Below are 18,298 nucleotides of genomic sequence, written 5' to 3'. Positions count from 1 at the left end.
GAGGATGGCGCGGGCACCGCCGCAGCACCCGCGCCAGGGTGATGATCACCACGCCGGCCAGGATCACCGCCATCGCGCCCAGGTCGTGCGCGCTGAAGCGCTCGCCGGCCAGCCACGCACCCAGCGCGACCGCGATCGCCGGATTGACGTAGGCGTAGCTGCTGACCAGCGCCGGCCGCACGTGGTGCAGCAGCCATACGTAGGTGCTGAAGGCGACGATCGAGCCGAACACCGCCAGGTACAGCAGCGCCAGGGTGCCGTGCAGGGTCGGCACGGCGGCGAAGCTTTCGCCGCGCAGCAGGCCGATGCCGGCCAGCATCACCCCGCCGCACAGCATCTGCCCGGCCGCGGCCATGAACGGCGACGGCAGGTCGCGCCCGCGCGACCACACCGAACCGAACGCCCAGCCCACCGGCGCGACCAGCAGCAGTACCAGCCCGACGGGACTGGCCACCAGGCTGCTGCCGGCATTGAGCCAGAGCACGCCGGCGAAGCCGATCGCGATGCCCAGCCATTCGCCGCGGCGCGGCCGCGCCCCGTAGAAGATGCCGAACACACCCATCCACAGCGGCACCGACGCCACCGCCACCGCGGCCAGGCCGGAGGACACGTGCTGCTGGGCCAGGACCACGAAGCCGTTGCCCAGCAGCAGGAGCAGCGCGCCCATCGCCAGCAGGTTCTTCCACTGCGCGCGGGTCGGCGCCGGCACCCCGCGCCAGCGCAGGAAGGCGTACATCACGCTCCCGGCGAGCAGGAAACGGATGCCCGAGACCGCGAGCAGCGGCGGCCAGCCGCCTTCCAGGGCGAAACGGATCGCCAGGTAGGTCGAGCCCCAGACCAGGTAGACGATGGCCAGGGCGACGGCGACGGCCAGGCCGGCGGCCTGTGCCGGGGCCTGTACGGAAGCGGACATGGGGGTCGGGGGAGCGGAGGAGCGGCTGCAGATTCTACGGCAGCGGCCCGTGGTGCAGGCTGCCGGCCGCGGGGTTTCTGTGTTGCGCCGGCGACGTGAACGGGCCGCTGAAGGACGGGCAACCGCGCGTGCAAGGGGTACTTCACGCGGCCGGTGGCCGGGCGCAGAATCGATCCGGGCCATGCGAGGACCGACACCATGCGCAAGACATTCCTGATCCCGCTGCTGGCTGCCCTGGCAATCACGCCGGTGCATGCCGCCAGGCTCGTCACCGATCCGGACCTGCCGCGCGCGCTGCCCGCCGATGGGCCGGTGAGCGTGGAGTGGACCGACCCGGCCGAGTTCTCCGAAGTCCGCCTCAGCCACAACCGATGGGAGTCGGAGCGCGGCGACTGGGTCACCGAGCTCGCCCGCCACCTGCAGAAGCGTGCCGCGGCCCGCCTGCCCGCCGGCCAGAGCATGCACGTGGTGATCACCGACATCGAGCGCGCCGGCGACTTCGAGCCGGGACGCGGCCTGACCTCCGACCACATCCGGGTGATGCGCGACATCTACCCGCCGCGGATGACCCTGCAGGTGCGTATCACCGACACCACTGGCCAGGTCGTGTCCGAGGGCGAGCGCCGGCTGGTCGACAACAGCTTCCTGATGAACAGCCGGCCGATGGAAACCGACCCGCTGCAGCACGAGAAGCGGATGATCGCCGACTGGCTGCGGCGGGAATTGCCCGCCTCCCGCGGCGGCTGACCGCGCGCGCGCCCGGTGGCGACGCCCATGAGCCGCTTCGACCTCGCCCCGCCCGCCCCGGACGAGCGCGACGCACGCGTCGCCGGCCTGTCGCCGGACGAACGCCGGGTGCTGCTGCAGCACGGCACCGAGGCCCCGTTCTGCGGGGTGTTCCTCGACAGCAAGCGCGAGGGCATCTACTGCTGCCGGCTGTGCGGGCTGCCGCTGTTCCGCTCCGGCAGCAAGTTCGATTCCGGTACCGGCTGGCCGAGCTTCACCGCCCCGTACGAGGAAGCACACGTGCGCCGCATCCACGACACCAGCCACGGCATGGTCCGCACCGAGATCGTGTGCACGCGCTGTGGCAGCCACCTGGGCCACGTGTTCCCGGACGGGCCGCCGCCGACCTTCGAGCGGCATTGCCTGAACTCGGTCTCGCTGTCCTTCGTGGACGCCGGCCAACCGCTGCCCGATCCGCTGCAACGCGGCGGCGCCGAGTCCGGACCGGCGTAAAGGCCCGGCGCGGCCGGTGGCGCGGCTCGAGGTGCAGGCTCAGCCGCAGGTGGCCGCGTCGTCCTGCGCGACGCAATGGCGGAAGCCGGCCGGCAGGCCTTCGACCTCGCGGCGCTTGCCGACGTCGAGCGCGAACACGTCCAGCGTGCGCCGGCTGCATGCGTCGGCAGCGGATTTCACGGGTGGCGCCATCGTTGCCGGCACCCCCGCGCAGGCCTCTTCGTAGACCCGGTAGTGGCAGCCGCCACTGGCGCTGGCGAAACACTCGAACGTGGCCACGCCATCGGCCAGGGTGGTCTTGCTGAACAATGCATCGCCGTCGCGGCCGGCGACGCGGGTGATGCTGGCGGTACTGGCCGGATCCAGGCTTCCGAACAGCGAGAGCAGGCAGGAAAGCAATGTGGTCAGCAGTTGCATGTCACACCTCGGAACGCAGGGGAGTGGTGCGTGCGGAGCGGCGGTCACATGCCGCGGAACAGGGCCATGTAGGGCACGCTTACCGGCAGCTCGTCGCTGCGGCCCTTGAGCCGGAGCGTGCCCTTGCCGCTGTCGTCGCGGACCACCGAGGCCACCGCCTTGAGGTTGACGATGGTGGAGCGGTGGATCTGGCGGAACTGGCGCGGGTCCAGCACCTCCAGCAGTTCCTTCAGCGGCGTGCGCAGCAGCGATTCGCCGTCGGCGGTGGCGACCACGGTGTACTTGCTGTCGGCGCGAAAATAGACCACGTCGTCGAGCATGATCAGCCGGGTCTCGCGGCCGCTGTTGGCGGTGATCCAGGCCAGCGGCGGGGTGGTCGACGGCTCAGCGGGGCGCTGCACCAGGTGGCGCAGCAGCGCGTCGAGCGTGGCCGGGTCCGGGCGGCCGTTGGCCATCCGCGCCTGCAGCCGCTGCACCGTGGCCTGCAGGCGGTCGCGCGCCACCGGCTTGAGCAGGTAGTCGACCGCGCCCTGCTCGAAGGCATCGATCGCGTACTGGTCGTAGGCGGTGACGAACACCACCTGGGTCTGCGGGCTCACTTCCGGCAAGGCGGCGGCAACCTCGATCCCGGTCAGCCCGGGCATGCGGATGTCGAGGAAGGCCACGTCCGGCCGGTGCGCGGCGATGGCTTCCAGCGCGCAGGCGCCATCCTCGCATTCGGCCACGATGCGCAGCCCCGGCCAGGCCTCGCCCAGCTGCAGCAGCAGCGAGGTGCGCAGCAGCTCTTCGTCTTCGGCGACGATGCAATCAACCATCGTGGCGCTCCTCGCCGGCGATCCCGTCCGGCAGCGGCAGGGTCAGGGTCGCGGCCACGCCGCTGGGGAAGTTGGACACGATCGAGAACGATGCGCGCTCGCCCCAGGTCAGGCGCAGGCGCTCGCGCAGGTTCTTCAGGCCGATCCCGGTGCCCGTGGTGGCGTTGCCGAAGCCCTGGCCGTCGTCGGCGATGGTGACCGTGGCGTGGTCGTCGAAGCGGCGCGCCAGGATCCACACCGTGCCGCCGCCGGGCTTGGGTTCGAGCCCGTGCTTGATCGCGTTTTCGACCAGGGTCTGCAGCATCATCGACGGCAGCTGCAGCGCCTTCAGCGATTCGGGCACCTCCACCTGCAGTTCCAGCCGCGCGCCCATGCGGATCTTGAGGATCTCCAGGTAGGCGCGGGTGCGCTCCAGTTCCTCGCCCAGGGTCGACAGGGTGTCGTGCTCGCGCGGCAGCGAGCGGCGCAGGTACTGGATCAGGTGGCCGAGCATCTCGTCGGCGCGCGGCGGGTCGGTGCGCGCCAGCACCTGGGCGTTGGCCAGGGTGTTGTAGAGGAAGTGCGGTTCGACCTGGGCCTGCAGCAGGTTCAGCCGGGCCACGGTCAGCGCGTTGTCGGTGGCGCTGCGCTCGGCGGCGGCCTGCTCGTCGCGGCGCTGCTCGGCGACGCGGCGAGTGACCGAGCGCTGCAGCGCCTCGGCGTTCTCGTAGCTGGTGCCCTCGTCGAGCGCGAACAGGTCGACCCAGTGCGGCGCGTCCGGTTCGCACAGCAGGGTGGCGCTGCTGGTGCCGTCGCCGGGCACCACGGTGGCCAGCACCCGGTCGCGGGTGATGGCGAAGCGCGCCAGCAGGTTCCAGCGCGAGGGCTGGTTGCCGCCGAACGGATCGCTGCGGCGCACCTTGGCGCGCACCTGCAGGCTGCCGCGCGAGGCTTCGATGTCTTCCACCCGCGGCAGTTCGCGCACCGCGGCCTCGACCAGGTCGAACGCCGCGCCGGCATCCAGCGGCACCTCGATCCGGCGCTGCTGGTGGTTGCTCAGCACCGCCGCGTCGAGCCGGCCGGCGGCCAGGCGCACCCGGCGCAGGTGGGTGACCGCGCCCAGCATCGCCAGCACGATCGCGCCCCAGGCCAGCAGCCAGAAGATCGCACCGGTGTCGCCGAACAGGCCTTCCCAGAGGATGCCGGCCAGCAGGATCGCCACGGACCAGGCGAAGAGGATGCGCAGAATCAGGAACAGGCTGGAGGACACGGAGGCACCGGAGCGTTTCAGGTGCCGCGGAGCATAGCCCCGTGCCGGGCGCCGGCAAGCCCGCATGCGACGGAACCGGGAATGGGCCGACGAAGCCGGGGCCCACGGCGCCCTACGCGAGGATGGCTTCGCCGGCGGCGTGGCCGGAGGCCCAGGCCCACTGGAAGTTGTAGCCGCCGAGCCAGCCGGTGACGTCCAGCACTTCGCCGACGAAGAACAACCCCGGCACCCGCCGCGACTGCATCGTCGCCGACGACACCCCGTCGGTATCGACCCCGCCCAGGGTCACCTCCGCAGTGCGGTAGCCCTCGGTGCCGCTGGCCACCAGCGGCCAGTCGCGCAGCAGCGCGGCGGCATCGCGCAGCTGCGGCGGGTCGTACTGGCGCATCGGCCGATTCGGCAGCCATACCTCGCACAGGCGCTGGGCGAAGCGGCGCGGCAACGCCTCGGCCAGCACCGTCTTCAGCTCCGCATCCGGGCGCTGCTTCTGCTGCGCGCGCAGCCATTCGTGCGCGTCGCGGCCGGGCAGCAGGTCCAGGCGCAGTTCGTCGCCGGGTTGCCAGTACGAGGAAATCTGCAGGATCGCGGGTCCGCTCACGCCGCGATGGGTGAACAGCAGCGCCTCGCGGAAGCTGCGGCCGTTGCAGCGCGCCTCCACTTCCAGAGCCACGCCACTGAGGTCCTGCAGCCGTTCCTGGTGCCTGCCGCTCAGGGTCAGCGGCACCAGGCCGGCACGGGTCGGCAGCACGGCGTGGCCGAACTGCCGCGCCAGTTCGTAGCCGAAGCCGCTGGCGCCCAGGCTGGGAATCGAGAGCCCGCCGCTGGCCACCACCAGCGCCGGCGCGGCGAACGACCCCTGCGCGGTGCGCAGGCGGAAGCCGCCGGCGTCGGTCGCCTCCACCCGCTCGATCGCGCAATGGGTGCGCACCTCCACCCCGGCCGCGGCGCACTCGTCCAGCAGCATCTTCACCACCAGCTTGGAGGAGACGTCGCAGAACAGCTGCCCCAGGGTCTTCTCGTGCCAGGCGATGTGGTGCCTGTCGACCAGGTCGATGAAATGCCAGGGCGTGTAGCGGGCCAGCGCCGACTTGCAGAAGTGCGGGTTGGCCGAGAGGTAGTTGTCCGGGGTGGTGCCGGTGTTGGTGAAATTGCAGCGGCCGCCACCGGACATCAGGATCTTCTTGCCGACCTTGTTGGCGTGCTCGACCACCAGCACCCGCAGGCCACGGCCGCCGGCGGTGAGCGCGCACATCAGCCCGGCCGCGCCGGCGCCGATGACGATCGCGTCGTACGGTCCGCCCACGCGCGGCTCAGGCCGCCTGCGCGCCCATGCGCGCCAGCGGCCGCAGCACCGCTTCGGCGCCGTCGGCGGCGAGCAGGTGCACCTCGCCGTCCTGGATCATCACCGTCAGCCGCACGCTGCGCGCATACAGCGCCAGCAGCGCCTCGACTTCCGCGGCGGGGAGATCGACCACCACCAGGTTGTCGTGGCGCGACAGTTCGCGCGCGTTCTTCTCCCACCACAGGTCGGCGGCGCGGCCGCCGTAGTTGACCACCACCACCTCGTCGGCGCGACCGCAGGCCTTGCGGATCCGCGACGGGTCCGGCTGCCCGAGTTCGATCCAGCGCTGGACGTGGCCGGTGTAGTCGCGCTGCCACAGGTCCGGGTCCTCGTCGGTGCTCAGCCCGCGGCCGAACTCGAGGCGCTCGTCCGCGTACAGCGCGAACGCCAGCAGCCGCACCATCAGCCGCTCGTCGGTCTCCGACGGATGCTGGGCCAGGGTCAGCGGATGGGTGCCGTAATGGTGGCGGTCCATGTCGCTGACCTGCAGCTCGGCACGGACCACGGTGGATTTCAACGCCATGGGATGTCCTGGTCGCGCCCCCCACGGGCCGGAATCGGCGGTGCGGGTGGGCAAGGCGTCGCATGATACGCGCGGCCCGCGGCGGGGTGTGCGGCACGTCGGCGCCGCTTCGGCGGTATCCTTGCGCCTCCACCGACGCCGCAAGACCGCACCGATGAGCGATACGCCTCCCGACCGCCTGTCCATGGACCCCCGCAGCCCGTTCCACGATGCGGCCCTGCTCGACCGCGGCGTCGGCGTGCGCTTCAACGGCCAGGAGCGCGACAACGTGGAGGAGTATTCGGTCAGCGAAGGCTGGATCCGGGTGCAGGTCGGCCGCTCGCGCGACCGCCGCGGCAACCCGATGACGATCAAGGTCAAGGGCACGGTCGAGCCCTACTTCATCGAGTCCAAGTAAGCCACGCCGCAGGCCGCGGCCGCGGCCACGGCTTCGTTCAGCGCGCCGCGCAGCCGGCCATGCGCGCGTCGGCGTGCCACAGCGCGCGCCGGGCCAGGTCCCAGGCGGCATTGGCGGCGTTGGGCAGCATGTGCTCGGCACGCACCGGGTCGGCGCCGCGGGCGAACGCGGCCTCGGCCTTCTGCAGTTCGTCCAGGTGCAGCAGCAGCGGCTGCATCAGCGCGCGCAGGCGGGTGCGGTCGCAGCGTGCGTACGCCGTCTCCAGCGCGGCCACCTGTTCGCGGATGCGGCGGCTGGCTTCGCCGTCCAGGCCCGGTGCCGGTTCGTAGTCGATCGGCGCGGCCTTGTAGGCGTCGCCGGTGGCCTCGCTACCGAGGTCGCCGGCGCGCTCGTGGCGCGCCGGGTTGAACCGCACCTCCGGCGAAGGCCGGGCCCGCGCGTGCTCGATGTCCTTGCCCAGCAGGAACTTGGCGATCTTGCGCTGAGCGCGCATGATCTCCTGCGCGGTCACGTCGGCGATGTCGCCGTCGCTGATCCAGTCTTTGGCGAAGCGGGTCGTGCGTGGCTGCACCGGCGTGGGCCGGTGCAGCGGATCAACCGCGGCCTGCGTGGGCGCGCGCGGCAGGCCCGGCACCGCGGTGGGTGGCCGGATCCATTGGTCGCGGGTCTCGGCCGGCACGTACGGGCGGCCATCGTCACCGTACAGTTGCACCCGCGGCGGCTGCACCGCCGCGCGCGTGCCGGAAGGCACCGACGGCGGCGCCGGCGCAGGCGCTGCCCTGTCCATGCGCGGCACGCCTGGCCGCCGCTGGCCCGTGGCGCGGGGCGCATCCGGCGATTCGGGTGGCGCGGCTTCCGGCGCACGCACCGAAAACACCAGGCGGATGCGCTCCTCCGGCAGTGCCATCGACAGCGTCGTGCGCACCGGTCCCAGCAGCAGTTTCCCCGCCAGCGCCAGCAGCAGCACCGACCCGCACAGGGCCAGCGCTCGCGGCAACAGATCTTCGGGCCACGGAGTGGTGGGGGGCACGTTCGGAGAAGGCACGCTCGATGCGGACCTGCGGCTGACCCTCCGCGACGGCGATGAGTTCCCGTGCGTCCGCCACCCTGTTCATGCGCGGGATATGCCGGCAGCGGGGCAAGCCCCGCTCTACGTGATGCGAGCCGCGCATGCCACATGGCACGCGCGCCGCACGACGCCACGCGTGCCGTGTACGCCCCGCGGGGGTTACTCGCCGGTCAGGTCGACCACGTCGAACGGGGTGACCGGGTCGGTGTCGGCGTCGTAGTCCACGTCCTGCCGCTCGAAGCCGAACAGCTTGAGGAAATCGTGCTTGTAGCTGGCGTAGTCGGTCAGCTCGAACAGGTTTTCCGTGGTCACCGTGGGCCACAGGTCGCGACAGGCCTGCTGCACGTCGTCGCGCAGTTCACGGTCGTCCAGGCGCAGGCGGTTGGAATCATCCGTCGGCGGCGGCGCGGCCGCGTACAGGTGCTCGCGGAAGGTGCGCTCGAGCTGTTCGATCGTGCCCTCGTGCAGCCCCTTCTCCTTCATGATCCGGTAGACGATGGCGATGTACAGCGGCATCACCGGGATCGCCGCGCTGGCCTGGGTCACCACCGACTTGAGCACCGCCACATTGGCCTGGCCGCCGCCGGGCGCCAGTTTCGCGTCCAGCGCGTGCGCGGCGCGGTCCAGGTCTTCCTTGGCCTTGCCCAGCGCGCCGTGCCAGTAGATCGGCCAGGTGATCTCGGTGCCGATGTAGCTGAAGGCCACCGTCTTCGCGTCGGGCGCGAGCACGCCGGCCCGCGCCAGTGCATCGATCCACAGTTCCCAGTCCTCGCCGCCCATCACCCGGATGGTGTCGGCGATTTCCTCGTCGCTGGCCGGCTCGACCGTGGCCTGGATGATCTGGTCGCGGTTGGTGTCCACCGCGGTGGCCTGGTAGGGCGCGCCGATCGGCTTGAGCGCCGAGCGCTTGAGCTCGCCGGTGTCGGGCAGGCGCCGCACCGGCGAGGCCAGCGAGTACACCACCAGGTCGACCGGGCCGCCCATCTCGCCGATCAGTTCGATCGCCTTGGCGCGCACCTCGTCGGAGAACGCGTCGCCGTTGATCGAGCGGCTCCACAGGCCCGCTTCCTTGGCGTAGCGGTCGAAGGCGGCCGAGTTGTACCAGCCGGGGTTGCCGGTCTTCTTCTCCGTGCCCGGCTTCTCGAAGAACACGCCCAGGGTGGCCGCGCCGTAGCCGAAGGCGGCGGTGATGCGCGCGGCCAGGCCGTAGCCGGTGGAGGCGCCGATCACCAGCACCCGCTTGGGGCCGCCGTCGCGCACGCCCTGCGCCTGCACGAACCGGATCTGGTCCTGCACGTTCTTCGCGCAGCCCAGCGGGTGGGCGGTGGTGCAGATGAAGCCTCGGACTTTCGGATGGATGACCACGGGGACTCTCACGGAAGCGGATGGAAGCACCGGCGCGCGTGGCGCCGGCGAAGCGACACAGTCTAAATGCTCCGGCGCGAAGCGACCCTTCCGTGGCGTATGGCAGGTGTCGCCCTCCCTGTAGGAGCCCACTTCAGGGGGCGACCCGGTGGCGCACGGATTCGGCCACGTCCAACGCGGCCGATCCGGAGATTGCGCGTTGAGAACCGCGTATTCCAGCCTCGTCGGGTCGCCCCCTGAAGTGGGCTCCTACAGGGGGCGTACTGGCCGGGGCCGGGCGGAGCGCGGCATCCTAGCGGGCGTGGGAGGCGGCGGCCTTCCGTCCGGGATGCGATCCCATGCGCTCGAAGCGTTCCCTGCCCTGCCTGGTTGTCCTGCTCGCCCTCCCCTGGCTGCCCGCGACCGCGGCCACGCCGGTGGCGCAAGTGCGGGTGGCCTTCGACCGCGAGGCGATCACCGCTTCCCGCGCGACCGGCGTAGCGGACACCGCCAGTGGCCGCGCCGTCAGTGCAGACGATCCAGTGCGCATGGCCTCGATCTCCAAGCTGGCCGTGGCCATCGCGGTGATGCGCATGGTCGAGGCCGGCCAGCTCGACCTGGATGCGGACGTGTCGCCGTTGCTGGGCTGGACCCTGCGCCATCCGGCCCATCCGGACGTGCCGATCAGCCTGCGCCTGCTGCTGTCGCATACCAGCGGCATCACCGACGCGGCCGGCTACTGGCAGGTGCCGCTGGACGGCGAAGTGCGCGACCTGCTCGCCGATCCGCGCGCCTGGGACGCCGCGCACGCACCGGGCGGCTGGTTCCGCTACGCCAACCTCAACTTCCCGCTGGTGGCCGCAGTGATGGAGCGCGCCAGCGGCGAACGCTTCGACCTGCTGATGCGACGCCTGCTGTTCGAACCGCTCAACCTGGACGCCTGCTTCGGCTGGGTCACCTGCAGCGACGCGGCGGTGTCGCACGCGGTGGTCCAGTACGACGCGCAGGGCGCGCCGGCCACCGACGACCTTCGCGGCGCACGCCCGGCCTGTCCGGTACGCCCGGCGCGCGACGGCGGCTGCGATCTTTCACTGTGGCGCCCCGGTGCGAACGGCGCGCTGTTCTCGCCGCAGGGCGGCATGCGCATCTCCGCCAACGGGCTGGCCAGGATCGGCCAGCTGCTGCTGCGCGGCGGCGAACTCGACGGCGTGCGCCTGCTGCGGCCGGCATCGGTGGAGGCACTGTTCGCGCCGCAATGGACTTTGGTGGACGGCAACGGCGTCACCGCCGAGGAAGACGACAGCGGCCAGTCGCGCGCCGGCTTCTTCTGCCGCTACGGGCTGGCCACGCAAAGCCTGGCCACGCCGGTGCCCGGCTGCCACAACGACCTGTTCGGCGACGGCGTGGCGCGCGTGGGCCACAGCGGCTCGGCCTACGGCCTGCTTTCGGGGCTGTGGCTGGACCGCGCCGCCGGCACCGGCGTGGTCTATTTCGCCACCGGCATGGAAGACGCGGCGCCGGGCCGGCACTCGGCGTTCACCGCGATCGAGGAAGCGATGGCGCGCGGCCAGGACGACGCACCGCGATGAACTACCTGGCCCACCTCTACCTCGCCCGTCCCGACCACGAAGCGATGCTCGGCGCGCTGCTGGGCGACTTCGTGTTCGGCCTGGCCGCGCTGGACGACTGGAGCCCGGTGGAGCGGCGCGAGATCCTGGTCCACCGCCGGGTGGATCGCTACACCGACGACCACCCGGTCGTGGCCGGCGCGCGGCGCCTGTTCGGCGAGGGCCGCCAGCGCTACGCCGGCATCGCCCTGGACGTGTACTACGACCACTGCCTGGCGCGCGACTGGGAGCGTCATGCCGAAGGGCCGCTGGATGCGTTCACCGCGCCGTTCTATCGCCACCTGCTCGCGCGCGCGGATGTGCTGCCGGAACGGCTGCAGCGGATCGCACCGCTGATGGCCGCGCACGACTGGCTCGGCTCGTACCGCGAGCGCGGCAACGTCGACCGCGCCGTCGCCCGCATCGCCACCCGTCTGTCGCGCAACGGCGAGCGCCTGGTCGCCTGCCTGGACGACCTGCGCCGGCACGAAGCGGAAATCGCTGCGGGCTTCGAAGTGTTCTTCCCGCAACTGGTCGCGTACGTGGCCGCGCTGCGGCGCGAGCCGCCGTTCGCCGGCATCTGAGCCCTGACCCCGCGCCGCGCCGCACCCTGCATCGCCCACTCCCTCCCACCGCGAGCCCGCCCATGCTTCCCGCCCTCTACGCCCATCCGTTCTCCTCCTACTGCCAGAAGGTGCTGGTGGCGCTGTACGAGAACGCCACCGCGTTCGAGTACCGCAACCTGGAAGACCGCGCGCACGGCCAGGCGCTCGAGGCGCTGTGGCCGATCAAGCGCTTCCCGGTGCTGGTCGACGGCGAACGCACGGTGCTGGAGGCCAGCACCATCATCGAATACCTGCAGCTGCACCATCCCGGTCCGGTGCAACTGCTGCCCGCCGATCCGCGCGCGGCGCTGGAGGTGCGCATGCTCGACCGCTTCTTCGACAACTACGTGTCCACGCCACAACAGAAGATCGTGTTCGACGCGATCCGCGCCGAAGCCGACCGCGACCCGTACGGCGTGGCCGAGGCACGGCGCATGCTCGACACCGCCTATGCCTGGCTGGAACGGCACCTGGCCGACGACCGCCCGTGGGCGGCAGGCGCGCAGTTCAGCCTGGCCGACTGCGGCGCGGCGCCGTTCCTGTTCTACGCCGACTGGACCCATGCGATCGCGCCGGACCACGCCCGCGTGCACGCCTACCGTACGCGGCTGCTGGCGCGCCCCTCGTTCGCCCGCGCGGTGGACGAGGCACGGCCGTTCCGTGCGTACTTCCCGCTGGGTGCGCCGGACCGCGATTGAGGAACCAGACCACCGTGCCCCACTACACCGGCCCATTGCTGATCCGCGACACCGCGCAGGCACTGCTGGACGCGCGCGACCGCGGCGCGCGGGCCTGGACCGGTTCGCTCGACCTGGGCCGCAGTGACGGCGAAGCGCGGCTCGACGCCGCGCAGTGGCACTGGCGCGGAACGGCCTATCCGTACCCCGAACCGCCCAGGGAACGCACGATCCACTGGTTCGACGGCGACGACTGGGCCGTGGTATCGCGCTACGCCGGTTCGCTGATAAAGCTGGTGCCCACCCCCTGGGGCGCTCCGACCTTCGAGATCGACGGCATCAAGATGCTGCCGACCTCGAAGGAGTCGCCGCTGGACGACGCGCGGCGCAAGGTCGCGCTGGTGCAGCCGCACGGCAAGGCCGTGCTCGATACCTGTGGCGGGCTGGGCTATTTCGCCGCCTGCTGCCTCGATGCTGGCGTGGCGCGGATCCTCTCGTTCGAAAAGAACGACAGCGTGCTGTGGCTGCGCACGCTCAACCCGTGGTCGCCCGATCCGGACGCGGCGACCAGCGGCGGGCGCCTGCCGCTGGGCCATGACGACGTGTCGCAGGCGATCGCATCCTTGCCCGATGCTTCCTTCGATGCGCTGCTGCACGACCCGCCGCGCTTCGGCATCGCCGGCGAACTGTATTCGCAGGCGTTCTACGACCAGCTCGCGCGGGTCCTGCGCCGCGGCGGCAGCCTGTTCCACTACACCGGCACGCCGAACCGCCTGACCAGCGGCCGCGACGTGCCGCGAGAGGTGGCCAGGCGGCTGGAGAAGGCCGGCTTCCGCGCGCAGCCAGCGCTGGACGGGGTGCTGGCACAGCGGCGCTGAGCAGCCGGGACCCGCCTGTGCTGGATGCAACCACGCGCTCAATCAGCGGAGCGGTGGCTGACGGCGACCAGGATCTCCAGTTCCATCGGTTGCGACTTTCCAGAGCAGTCGTCGACGCCCACCGCGAACCGGGCGATCAGCTTGGGCGGCGGTATGGGCACAGCCGTCCCGCTGAGGACTGGCTGGACGTCGACATCGATGTATACGCCTTCCGCCAGTTCGATCGAAAGGCGCTTCTTTTCGAGCCTTTGCATTTCATTCTCCTCGTGGTGCCACCGCGTTCGCGGGGGGTTCGGATGCGGCCTCAGGCGCTGGCGCGGCCGGGTCGGCCAGGCCGGTGCGGCGCAGGACTGCATTGCTGGCGATGCGCGATTCCGGGAAGCCGGCGGCACGCGCGGCCTGCAGTGCGCCGCGCGCGCGGTCGGGCAGGCCGAGTACGGCAAAGGTGGTCGCGCCGAGGAACGCAACCTCGGCCGGCTCGTCGCGCAGCGCCGCGGCGCGCTCGGCCAGGCCCAGCGCGGCCTCGCGCTCGCCCAGCTGCGCCCGGTACCAGCCAAGCTGGGCGACCGCCCTGGCATGGTCGGGCTTGGCCTCGATGAAGCGTTGCGCGAGCATGGCCGCCTGCCCGTACGGCTCCCGTGCCTGCGCGGCGGTGCGCGGATCGGCGTCGAGCGCGTCGGCCAGGTAGCCGAGGTAGAGGAAGTCGCCGGGATTGAGTTCGCTGGCGCGGCGGTACAGCTCCGCGGCGCCGGCATAGTCGCCCTTTTCGTAGCGCAACGTGCCCAGGTTGGCCAGCGGTGCTTCGCTGGGCTCGATCGCGAGCGAGCGCTGCAGCGCCGCCTCGCCTTCCTCGTTGTCGCCCGCCGTGACCAGCAGGCCGCCGAGGATGCTCCACATGATCGCCGAGTCGGGGCGCAGCGCTACCACCGCGCGGTACGAGTCGATCGCTTCGCGGTAATGGCCGAGCCGGTACTGCTGGTAGCCCAGCTCGGCATGCACCTGGGCGTTGCCCGGGCTTTCCTGCAGGGCCAGGCGGAAGTCGCGCATGGCGTCTTCCTCGCGGCCTTCGTCCATGGCCAGCTTGGCGCGCCCGACCAGCGCCTGCCAGCGCATCCGCGGATCCTCGATGATGTCGTTGTAGTACTTCATCGCCTGCGCCGGTTCGCCCTGGATCCGGTACAGGTCACCCAGCGCCAGGCTGACCTCGCCCATCGAGCGATCCATGTTCATCGCACGCAGGCACGCCAGCCTGGCCTTGGCGAACGCCTCGGTGTTGTGGTTGGACTCGAAGTTCCACAGTTCCCAGCGGCACAACCCCGCCTGGGCGCGGGCGAAGCCGGCATCGGCCTCCAGCGCAGTGCGGAAATGCTTCGCCGCATCCTGTGCGGCGCCCTCGCCCTGCGGGTGCACCAGCTGCTTCAGGCCGAGCAGGTAGGCGTCGAACGCCATCGCATTGCGGGTCGGCGCCAGGCGCCGGCGCAGCGCCTCGCGCTCTTCGGGCAGGACCTCCAGCAGCGCGGCGGTCACCGCGTTGGCGATGTCGGTCTGGGTGTCGAAGACGCTGTCGGCGGTGCCTTCGTAGTTGTGCGACCACAGGGTGTAGCCGCTGCGGGTATCGGACAGGCGCGCGCTGATGCGCAGGCGCTCGCCGTCGCGGCGGACGCTGGCGTCCAGCACCGCGGCCACGCCCAGCAGCTTGCCCAGGGCCTGCACACCCTGGCTGCGGTCGATCGCCTCCGGCGGCCGCCACGCGGCGACCTTCATCCCGTGCACGCCCGACAGCGCGTCGAGCATCTCCATCGACAGCCCCTCGGCGAAATACTGGTCCTCGCGGCGGTCGCTCAGGGGGGTGAAGGGCAGGACCGCGATCGACGTGCTCGCCGGCGCCGCCGGCGGCGTGTCGCCGCGCCACAGCCAGACGCCGACCAGCACCGCCAGCAGGAGCGTGAGCACGGTGCCGCCGAGCCGGCCGCGACCGGGTGCGGACGCATCGTCCGGCGCTGCAGTGGGTGCGACGGAGGCGGGGGCGACGGCAGCAGCGGCGGCGGCAGGCGCGGCAGGTGCGGCAGGTGACGCGGGTGAAGCCGGAGCAGCAGACGCGGCGGCCGCGGCAGGTACGGCAGACGTGGCCGGTGCCGCGAATTCAGGTGCGGGTGGCGGTCCCGTTGCAGGCGCCGCCCCCGCGCCCGGCACGACCGCCGCCACATCACCCGGTGCCACACCCGGCTGCGCACCCGTGCCGTCACCGGTGGCGGCCGGCCCCCCCGCCACGGCCATCGGCGCCGCCCCGGTTCCACCCGGCGCCTCCGCCTCCCCCGCCTCGAGCTGGCCGATGAACCGGTACCCCAGCGCATGCTGGGTCTGGATGTACTTCGGGTGCTGCGAATCGTCGTCCAGCGCCGCGCGCAGCTGGGCGATGGCCCGGGTCAGCACGCCGGGAGTCACGTGGCGGTGGCCCCAGACCTGGTCGAGCAGGTCGTCGCGGACCTGCAGCTCGCCGGGGCGGCGCAGCAGCGCCAGCAGCACGGCAAAGGCCTTGGGCTCCAGCGCCTGGCCATGGCCGTCACGGGTCACGGTGTGCGCGGCCGCGTCCACCACGATGCCGTCGAAACGGTAGCGCGCGGCCTCGCCGCCGCCCGCTGGCGGGTCGTTCCCCGGCCTCATCGCCAATTCCTCATGATCGCCTCATGGATTCAGCGAACCCGCATGGAACGGTCGCAGCGTCCTCATGACCGGCTTCCAGCGAACGGCGACTCTGGCCACGCGCCGGCGATGCCGCGCCCTATCCCCTTCCTGGAGACGAGCCATGAACGCTGTGATGACAACCTGCTCCCTGGTCCAGCCGCTGCCTTCCGTCCTGGACGCCCCCCCGACCTTCAGCCTGCTGCACCGCCGCAAGAGCATCGGCGACTACCGCCCGGCTTCGGCGGACCTGGAGCGCTTCAACCGCCTGCTGTCCCGGCTGGGCCGGCACAGCGCCCCGCTGGACATCGACCGGTTGGCCACCGCGGCACGGCAGCTGTCGGCGGCCATGGGCGATGACGCCCCCGCATGTATCGCCGAACGGATTTCGTGGATCGAAGCGGTCGCGGCGATGGTCACCGATCCAGACTGGCAGGCCGCCAACGACGTGGCCGACTGCGCCCGCCTGGTGATCGACTACGTCAATGACCCCTGCGGCCTGATCCCGGACTGGCTGCCGCGCGTGGGCCGCCTGGACGAAGCCATCGTGGTGGACGCCGCCTGGCCGCTGCTGGGCGGCGAGACCGCCAGCTACCGCGACTTCGCCCGCCTGCGTGGCGTGGAAGCGGACCTGCGCGGCTGCACGCCGGAAGAACTGCATTTCAACCGCACCGCATGGCAGGTCGCGCGCGAGGCTGAAGCGGCTCTGGCCGCGCACCGGCGCCGCGTGCGCGAGAGCAGCTACGTGCCCGCACCGTCGGCCATGTTCCGGATCCATTGAGCCGTCGCATGGCGGCCGCTGCGGCCGCTTCCCTCCCCTCGCCGATGCCGCCCCACCCGGGGCGGCATCTTTTTTGCCGCCCTGCCTGGCCCCCTGTAGGAGCCCGCATGAGGGCGACCCGACACCGTCGGAAGGCACCACGCACAACGCGGCCCCTCCGGATCGGCCGCTTTCACCGCGGCATATTCCAGCGCCTGCGGGTCGCCCTCATGCGGGCTCCTACAGAAGGGCAGCTGCGGCGCCGCTCAGATGAGGTAGCGGCGGAACCACTCCAGCGTGCGCTCCCAGGCCAGCTTCGCCGCCGCTTCGTCGTAGCGCGGGGTGGAGTCGTTGTGGAAACCGTGATTGGTGCCGGGGTAGATGTGTGCCTCGTAGGTGGTGCCGGCGGCCTTCAGCGCCGCCTCGTAGGCCGGCCAGGTCGCGTTGACGTTCGCATCGTTCTCGGCCAGGTGGACCAGCAGCGGCGCCTTGATCCGCGCCACGTCCTCCGGCTTGGCCTGGCGGCCGTAGAACGGCACCGCCGCGGCCAGTTCCGGATAGGCCACCGCCGCGGCATGCGACACCCCGCCGCCGTAGCAGAAACCGGTGATGCCGACCTTGCCGGTGGTGCGCCCTTCGGCGAGCAGGTAATCGATCGCGGCGAAGAAATCGTTCATCAGTTTCTCCGGATCGACCTGGCGCTGCAGCTCGCGGCCCTTGTCGTCGTTGCCCGGATAGCCGCCCACGGAGCTGAGCCCGTCCGGTGCCAGCGCGATGAAGCCGCCCTTGGCCACGCGCCGGGCCACGTCCTCGATGTAGGGATTCAGGCCACGGTTCTCGTGCACCACCACCACGCCGGGCAGCGGGCCCTCGGCCTTGGCCGGGCGCACCAGGTAGCCGCGCACCTGGCCATGGCCCTGCGGCGAGGGATAGTGGATGTACTCGGCGACGATGTCCGGGTCGGTGAACTGCACCTGCTGGGCCAGGGCGTAGTCCGGGCTCAGCGCGGCGAGGATGCCGGCGGCGGTCAGCCCGCCCACGGCGAAGGCACCGGCACGGTCGAGGAACTGGCGCCGGCTGATGCGGCCATGCACGTAGCCGTCGTACAGCTCCAGCAGCTCGGGGGAAAAGTCGCGGGCGGTCAGTCGCTTCATCGTCGTTTCCTCGGTCGATGCGTGGCGACACCTTACCCGCAAACCGCCCGGCGCCGGTTCACGCGGCCGGTTCAGCCGGCAGCGGTGCGCGACAGGTGCCGCACCAGGTGCGCCAGCGCCGCGTCGGCATCGCCCACGACCAGCGGCGCCGGCACCGACAGCATCAGGTTCAGTGGCAGGCCGAACTCCTCGATGCTCCAGCCGTGCACGTCGAGCACGCCGTCCGCGCCGATCGCATGCGGATGCCGTTCGCGGATGCGCTCGGCGAAGCTGCCGTGCTCGGGGATGTAGCCGAACACCGGCTTGCCCCTGGCCACCGCGTAGCCGACTTCGAAGCAGGTGCCGCTGTCCGGCTCCGGGCCGCGGAAGAAGTCGAGGTTGGCCAGCACCGCGTCGGCGCGTTCGATCAGGGCGATGTTGGCGCGGTAGATCCACGCCGCCTGCGCGCCCGGGTCGGTGATGTGCGCCGGCACCTCCTGGTCGAGCGGGAACAGGCCTTCGAAGCCGTGCCGCGCGCACAATGCCTGGAGCTCGCGCCCGCGTTGGCGCGCATCGGGCCGGAACACATCGGGACCGGCAAGGTAGAGCGAATGGATCGTCGGAGCCATGGGCCACGATGCTAGCGCC

The 18,298-nt window shown here is 71.6% G+C and carries 19 protein-coding genes and 1 pseudogene; 8 read left to right on the top strand and 12 right to left on the bottom strand.

The window, feature by feature from the left end; translation table 11 throughout:
- Nucleotides 1–19: 19 nt before the first annotated feature.
- Nucleotides 20–913 (bottom strand): annotated as a pseudogene (gene yedA, locus CSC64_RS03805) (drug/metabolite exporter YedA); the annotation flags it as partial.
- Between the two features lie 198 nt (nucleotides 914–1,111).
- Between yedA and CSC64_RS03800 the strand changes: the two are divergent.
- Both CSC64_RS03800 and msrB read left to right on the top strand, forming a co-directional pair.
- Nucleotides 1,112–1,660, top strand: a complete 549-nt coding sequence (locus tag CSC64_RS03800; RefSeq protein ID WP_162433995.1) for a DUF3016 domain-containing protein — start codon at nucleotides 1,112–1,114, stop codon at nucleotides 1,658–1,660.
- Between the two features lie 27 nt (nucleotides 1,661–1,687).
- Nucleotides 1,688–2,152 (top strand): peptide-methionine (R)-S-oxide reductase MsrB, encoded by a 465-nt coding sequence (gene msrB, locus CSC64_RS03795; protein ID WP_162433994.1) that lies wholly within the window; start codon nucleotides 1,688–1,690, stop codon nucleotides 2,150–2,152.
- A gap of 39 nt (nucleotides 2,153–2,191) precedes the next feature.
- On the opposite strand, the gene CSC64_RS03790 is transcribed toward msrB, so the two are convergent.
- The 5 genes from CSC64_RS03790 to CSC64_RS03770 all read right to left on the bottom strand — a co-directional run bounded on the left by CSC64_RS03790 (nucleotide 2,192) and on the right by CSC64_RS03770 (nucleotide 6,498).
- A complete protein-coding gene (locus tag CSC64_RS03790; RefSeq protein WP_162433993.1) occupies nucleotides 2,192–2,569 on the bottom strand; it encodes a hypothetical protein in 378 nt (125 codons plus the stop codon).
- Between the two features lie 44 nt (nucleotides 2,570–2,613).
- Entirely contained in the window at nucleotides 2,614–3,384 is a 771-nt protein-coding gene (locus tag CSC64_RS03785; RefSeq protein ID WP_162433992.1) for a LytR/AlgR family response regulator transcription factor, read from the bottom strand.
- On the bottom strand, nucleotides 3,377–4,633 hold the full coding sequence (locus CSC64_RS03780) for a histidine kinase (RefSeq protein ID WP_162433991.1): 1,257 nt from the start codon (nucleotides 4,631–4,633) through the stop codon (nucleotides 3,377–3,379). Before CSC64_RS03780 ends, CSC64_RS03785 begins: the two co-directional genes overlap by 8 nt.
- A 112-nt stretch (nucleotides 4,634–4,745) precedes the next feature.
- Entirely contained in the window at nucleotides 4,746–5,936 is a 1,191-nt protein-coding gene (locus CSC64_RS03775) for a BaiN/RdsA family NAD(P)/FAD-dependent oxidoreductase (RefSeq protein ID WP_274381626.1), read from the bottom strand.
- Between the two features lie 7 nt (nucleotides 5,937–5,943).
- Nucleotides 5,944–6,498: a YaeQ family protein gene (locus tag CSC64_RS03770; RefSeq protein WP_162433990.1), complete on the bottom strand. Its 555-nt coding sequence runs from the start codon at nucleotides 6,496–6,498 to the stop codon at nucleotides 5,944–5,946.
- 154 nt (nucleotides 6,499–6,652) lie between these two features.
- On the opposite strand from CSC64_RS03770, the gene CSC64_RS03765 reads away from it, so the two are divergent.
- The gene (locus CSC64_RS03765) at nucleotides 6,653–6,895 is read left to right on the top strand and encodes a DUF3297 family protein (RefSeq protein ID WP_162433989.1); all 243 of its coding nucleotides are present in this window, start codon (nucleotides 6,653–6,655) and stop codon (nucleotides 6,893–6,895) included.
- A 37-nt stretch (nucleotides 6,896–6,932) separates the two neighbouring features.
- On the opposite strand, the gene CSC64_RS03760 is transcribed toward CSC64_RS03765, so the two are convergent.
- Together CSC64_RS03760 and fabV are read right to left on the bottom strand one after the other, a co-directional pair.
- A complete protein-coding gene (locus tag CSC64_RS03760) occupies nucleotides 6,933–7,892 on the bottom strand; it encodes a hypothetical protein (RefSeq protein ID WP_238389747.1) in 960 nt (319 codons plus the stop codon).
- A gap of 231 nt (nucleotides 7,893–8,123) precedes the next feature.
- Nucleotides 8,124–9,329: an enoyl-ACP reductase FabV gene (gene fabV / locus CSC64_RS03755; RefSeq protein WP_162433988.1), complete on the bottom strand. Its 1,206-nt coding sequence runs from the start codon at nucleotides 9,327–9,329 to the stop codon at nucleotides 8,124–8,126.
- A gap of 338 nt (nucleotides 9,330–9,667) precedes the next feature.
- On the opposite strand from fabV, the gene CSC64_RS03750 reads away from it, so the two are divergent.
- From CSC64_RS03750 to CSC64_RS03735, 4 genes are all read left to right on the top strand, one after another.
- The gene (locus CSC64_RS03750) at nucleotides 9,668–10,897 is read left to right on the top strand and encodes a serine hydrolase domain-containing protein (protein WP_162433987.1); all 1,230 of its coding nucleotides are present in this window, start codon (nucleotides 9,668–9,670) and stop codon (nucleotides 10,895–10,897) included.
- Nucleotides 10,894–11,499, top strand: a complete 606-nt coding sequence (locus CSC64_RS03745) for an acyl carrier protein phosphodiesterase (protein ID WP_162433986.1) — start codon at nucleotides 10,894–10,896, stop codon at nucleotides 11,497–11,499. The genes CSC64_RS03750 and CSC64_RS03745 overlap by 4 nt, the downstream gene beginning before the upstream one ends.
- A gap of 62 nt (nucleotides 11,500–11,561) precedes the next feature.
- Entirely contained in the window at nucleotides 11,562–12,218 is a 657-nt protein-coding gene (locus CSC64_RS03740) for a glutathione S-transferase family protein (RefSeq protein ID WP_162433985.1), read from the top strand.
- 14 nt (nucleotides 12,219–12,232) lie between these two features.
- Nucleotides 12,233–13,075: a class I SAM-dependent methyltransferase gene (locus CSC64_RS03735; protein WP_162433984.1), complete on the top strand. Its 843-nt coding sequence runs from the start codon at nucleotides 12,233–12,235 to the stop codon at nucleotides 13,073–13,075.
- A gap of 38 nt (nucleotides 13,076–13,113) precedes the next feature.
- On the opposite strand, the gene CSC64_RS03730 is transcribed toward CSC64_RS03735, so the two are convergent.
- Nucleotides 13,114–13,329 (bottom strand): hypothetical protein, encoded by a 216-nt coding sequence (locus CSC64_RS03730; protein WP_162433983.1) that lies wholly within the window; start codon nucleotides 13,327–13,329, stop codon nucleotides 13,114–13,116.
- Nucleotide 13,330: 1 nt separating this feature from the next.
- Nucleotides 13,331–15,739 carry a winged helix-turn-helix domain-containing protein gene (locus tag CSC64_RS03725; RefSeq protein ID WP_162433982.1) on the bottom strand — a complete coding sequence of 803 codons (2,409 nt, stop codon included), beginning with the start codon at nucleotides 15,737–15,739 and terminating at the stop codon, nucleotides 13,331–13,333.
- A 154-nt stretch (nucleotides 15,740–15,893) separates the two neighbouring features.
- Here CSC64_RS03725 and CSC64_RS03720 point away from each other — a divergent pair, with 154 nt between their 5' ends.
- A complete protein-coding gene (locus CSC64_RS03720) occupies nucleotides 15,894–16,538 on the top strand; it encodes a hypothetical protein (RefSeq protein ID WP_162433981.1) in 645 nt (214 codons plus the stop codon).
- A gap of 245 nt (nucleotides 16,539–16,783) precedes the next feature.
- On the opposite strand, the gene yghX is transcribed toward CSC64_RS03720, so the two are convergent.
- Both yghX and CSC64_RS03710 read right to left on the bottom strand, forming a co-directional pair.
- The gene (gene yghX, locus CSC64_RS03715) at nucleotides 16,784–17,671 is read right to left on the bottom strand and encodes a YghX family hydrolase (protein WP_162433980.1); all 888 of its coding nucleotides are present in this window, start codon (nucleotides 17,669–17,671) and stop codon (nucleotides 16,784–16,786) included.
- A 71-nt stretch (nucleotides 17,672–17,742) separates the two neighbouring features.
- Entirely contained in the window at nucleotides 17,743–18,279 is a 537-nt protein-coding gene (locus tag CSC64_RS03710) for a nucleoside 2-deoxyribosyltransferase (protein WP_162433979.1), read from the bottom strand.
- Nucleotides 18,280–18,298: the final 19 nt, after the last annotated feature.

This window comes from Pseudoxanthomonas koreensis (genome assembly GCF_010093225.1).
Lineage (GTDB): Bacteria > Pseudomonadota > Gammaproteobacteria > Xanthomonadales > Xanthomonadaceae > Pseudoxanthomonas > Pseudoxanthomonas koreensis.
The sequence above is the reverse complement of the archived record's forward strand: the minus strand, read 5'-3'. Positions and strand labels throughout refer to the sequence as shown.

Excerpts from the sequence above, each read along its gene's own strand:
- CSC64_RS03800 (WP_162433995.1), top strand. The coding sequence starts at position 1,112 with ATGCGCAAGACATTCCTGATCCCGCTGCTGGCTGCCCTGGCAATCACG.
- msrB (WP_162433994.1), top strand. The coding sequence starts at position 1,688 with ATGAGCCGCTTCGACCTCGCCCCGCCCGCCCCGGACGAGCGCGACGCA.
- CSC64_RS03790 (WP_162433993.1), bottom strand. The coding sequence starts at position 2,569 with ATGCAACTGCTGACCACATTGCTTTCCTGCCTGCTCTCGCTGTTCGGA.
- CSC64_RS03785 (WP_162433992.1), bottom strand. The coding sequence starts at position 3,384 with ATGGTTGATTGCATCGTCGCCGAAGACGAAGAGCTGCTGCGCACCTCG.
- CSC64_RS03770 (WP_162433990.1), bottom strand. The coding sequence starts at position 6,498 with ATGGCGTTGAAATCCACCGTGGTCCGTGCCGAGCTGCAGGTCAGCGAC.
- CSC64_RS03765 (WP_162433989.1), top strand. The coding sequence starts at position 6,653 with ATGAGCGATACGCCTCCCGACCGCCTGTCCATGGACCCCCGCAGCCCG.
- CSC64_RS03750 (WP_162433987.1), top strand. The coding sequence starts at position 9,668 with ATGCGCTCGAAGCGTTCCCTGCCCTGCCTGGTTGTCCTGCTCGCCCTC.
- CSC64_RS03745 (WP_162433986.1), top strand. The coding sequence starts at position 10,894 with ATGAACTACCTGGCCCACCTCTACCTCGCCCGTCCCGACCACGAAGCG.
- CSC64_RS03740 (WP_162433985.1), top strand. The coding sequence starts at position 11,562 with ATGCTTCCCGCCCTCTACGCCCATCCGTTCTCCTCCTACTGCCAGAAG.
- CSC64_RS03730 (WP_162433983.1), bottom strand. The coding sequence starts at position 13,329 with ATGCAAAGGCTCGAAAAGAAGCGCCTTTCGATCGAACTGGCGGAAGGC.
- CSC64_RS03725 (WP_162433982.1), bottom strand. The coding sequence starts at position 15,739 with ATGAGGCCGGGGAACGACCCGCCAGCGGGCGGCGGCGAGGCCGCGCGC.
- CSC64_RS03720 (WP_162433981.1), top strand. The coding sequence starts at position 15,894 with ATGACAACCTGCTCCCTGGTCCAGCCGCTGCCTTCCGTCCTGGACGCC.
- yghX (WP_162433980.1), bottom strand. The coding sequence starts at position 17,671 with ATGAAGCGACTGACCGCCCGCGACTTTTCCCCCGAGCTGCTGGAGCTG.
- CSC64_RS03710 (WP_162433979.1), bottom strand. The coding sequence starts at position 18,279 with ATGGCTCCGACGATCCATTCGCTCTACCTTGCCGGTCCCGATGTGTTC.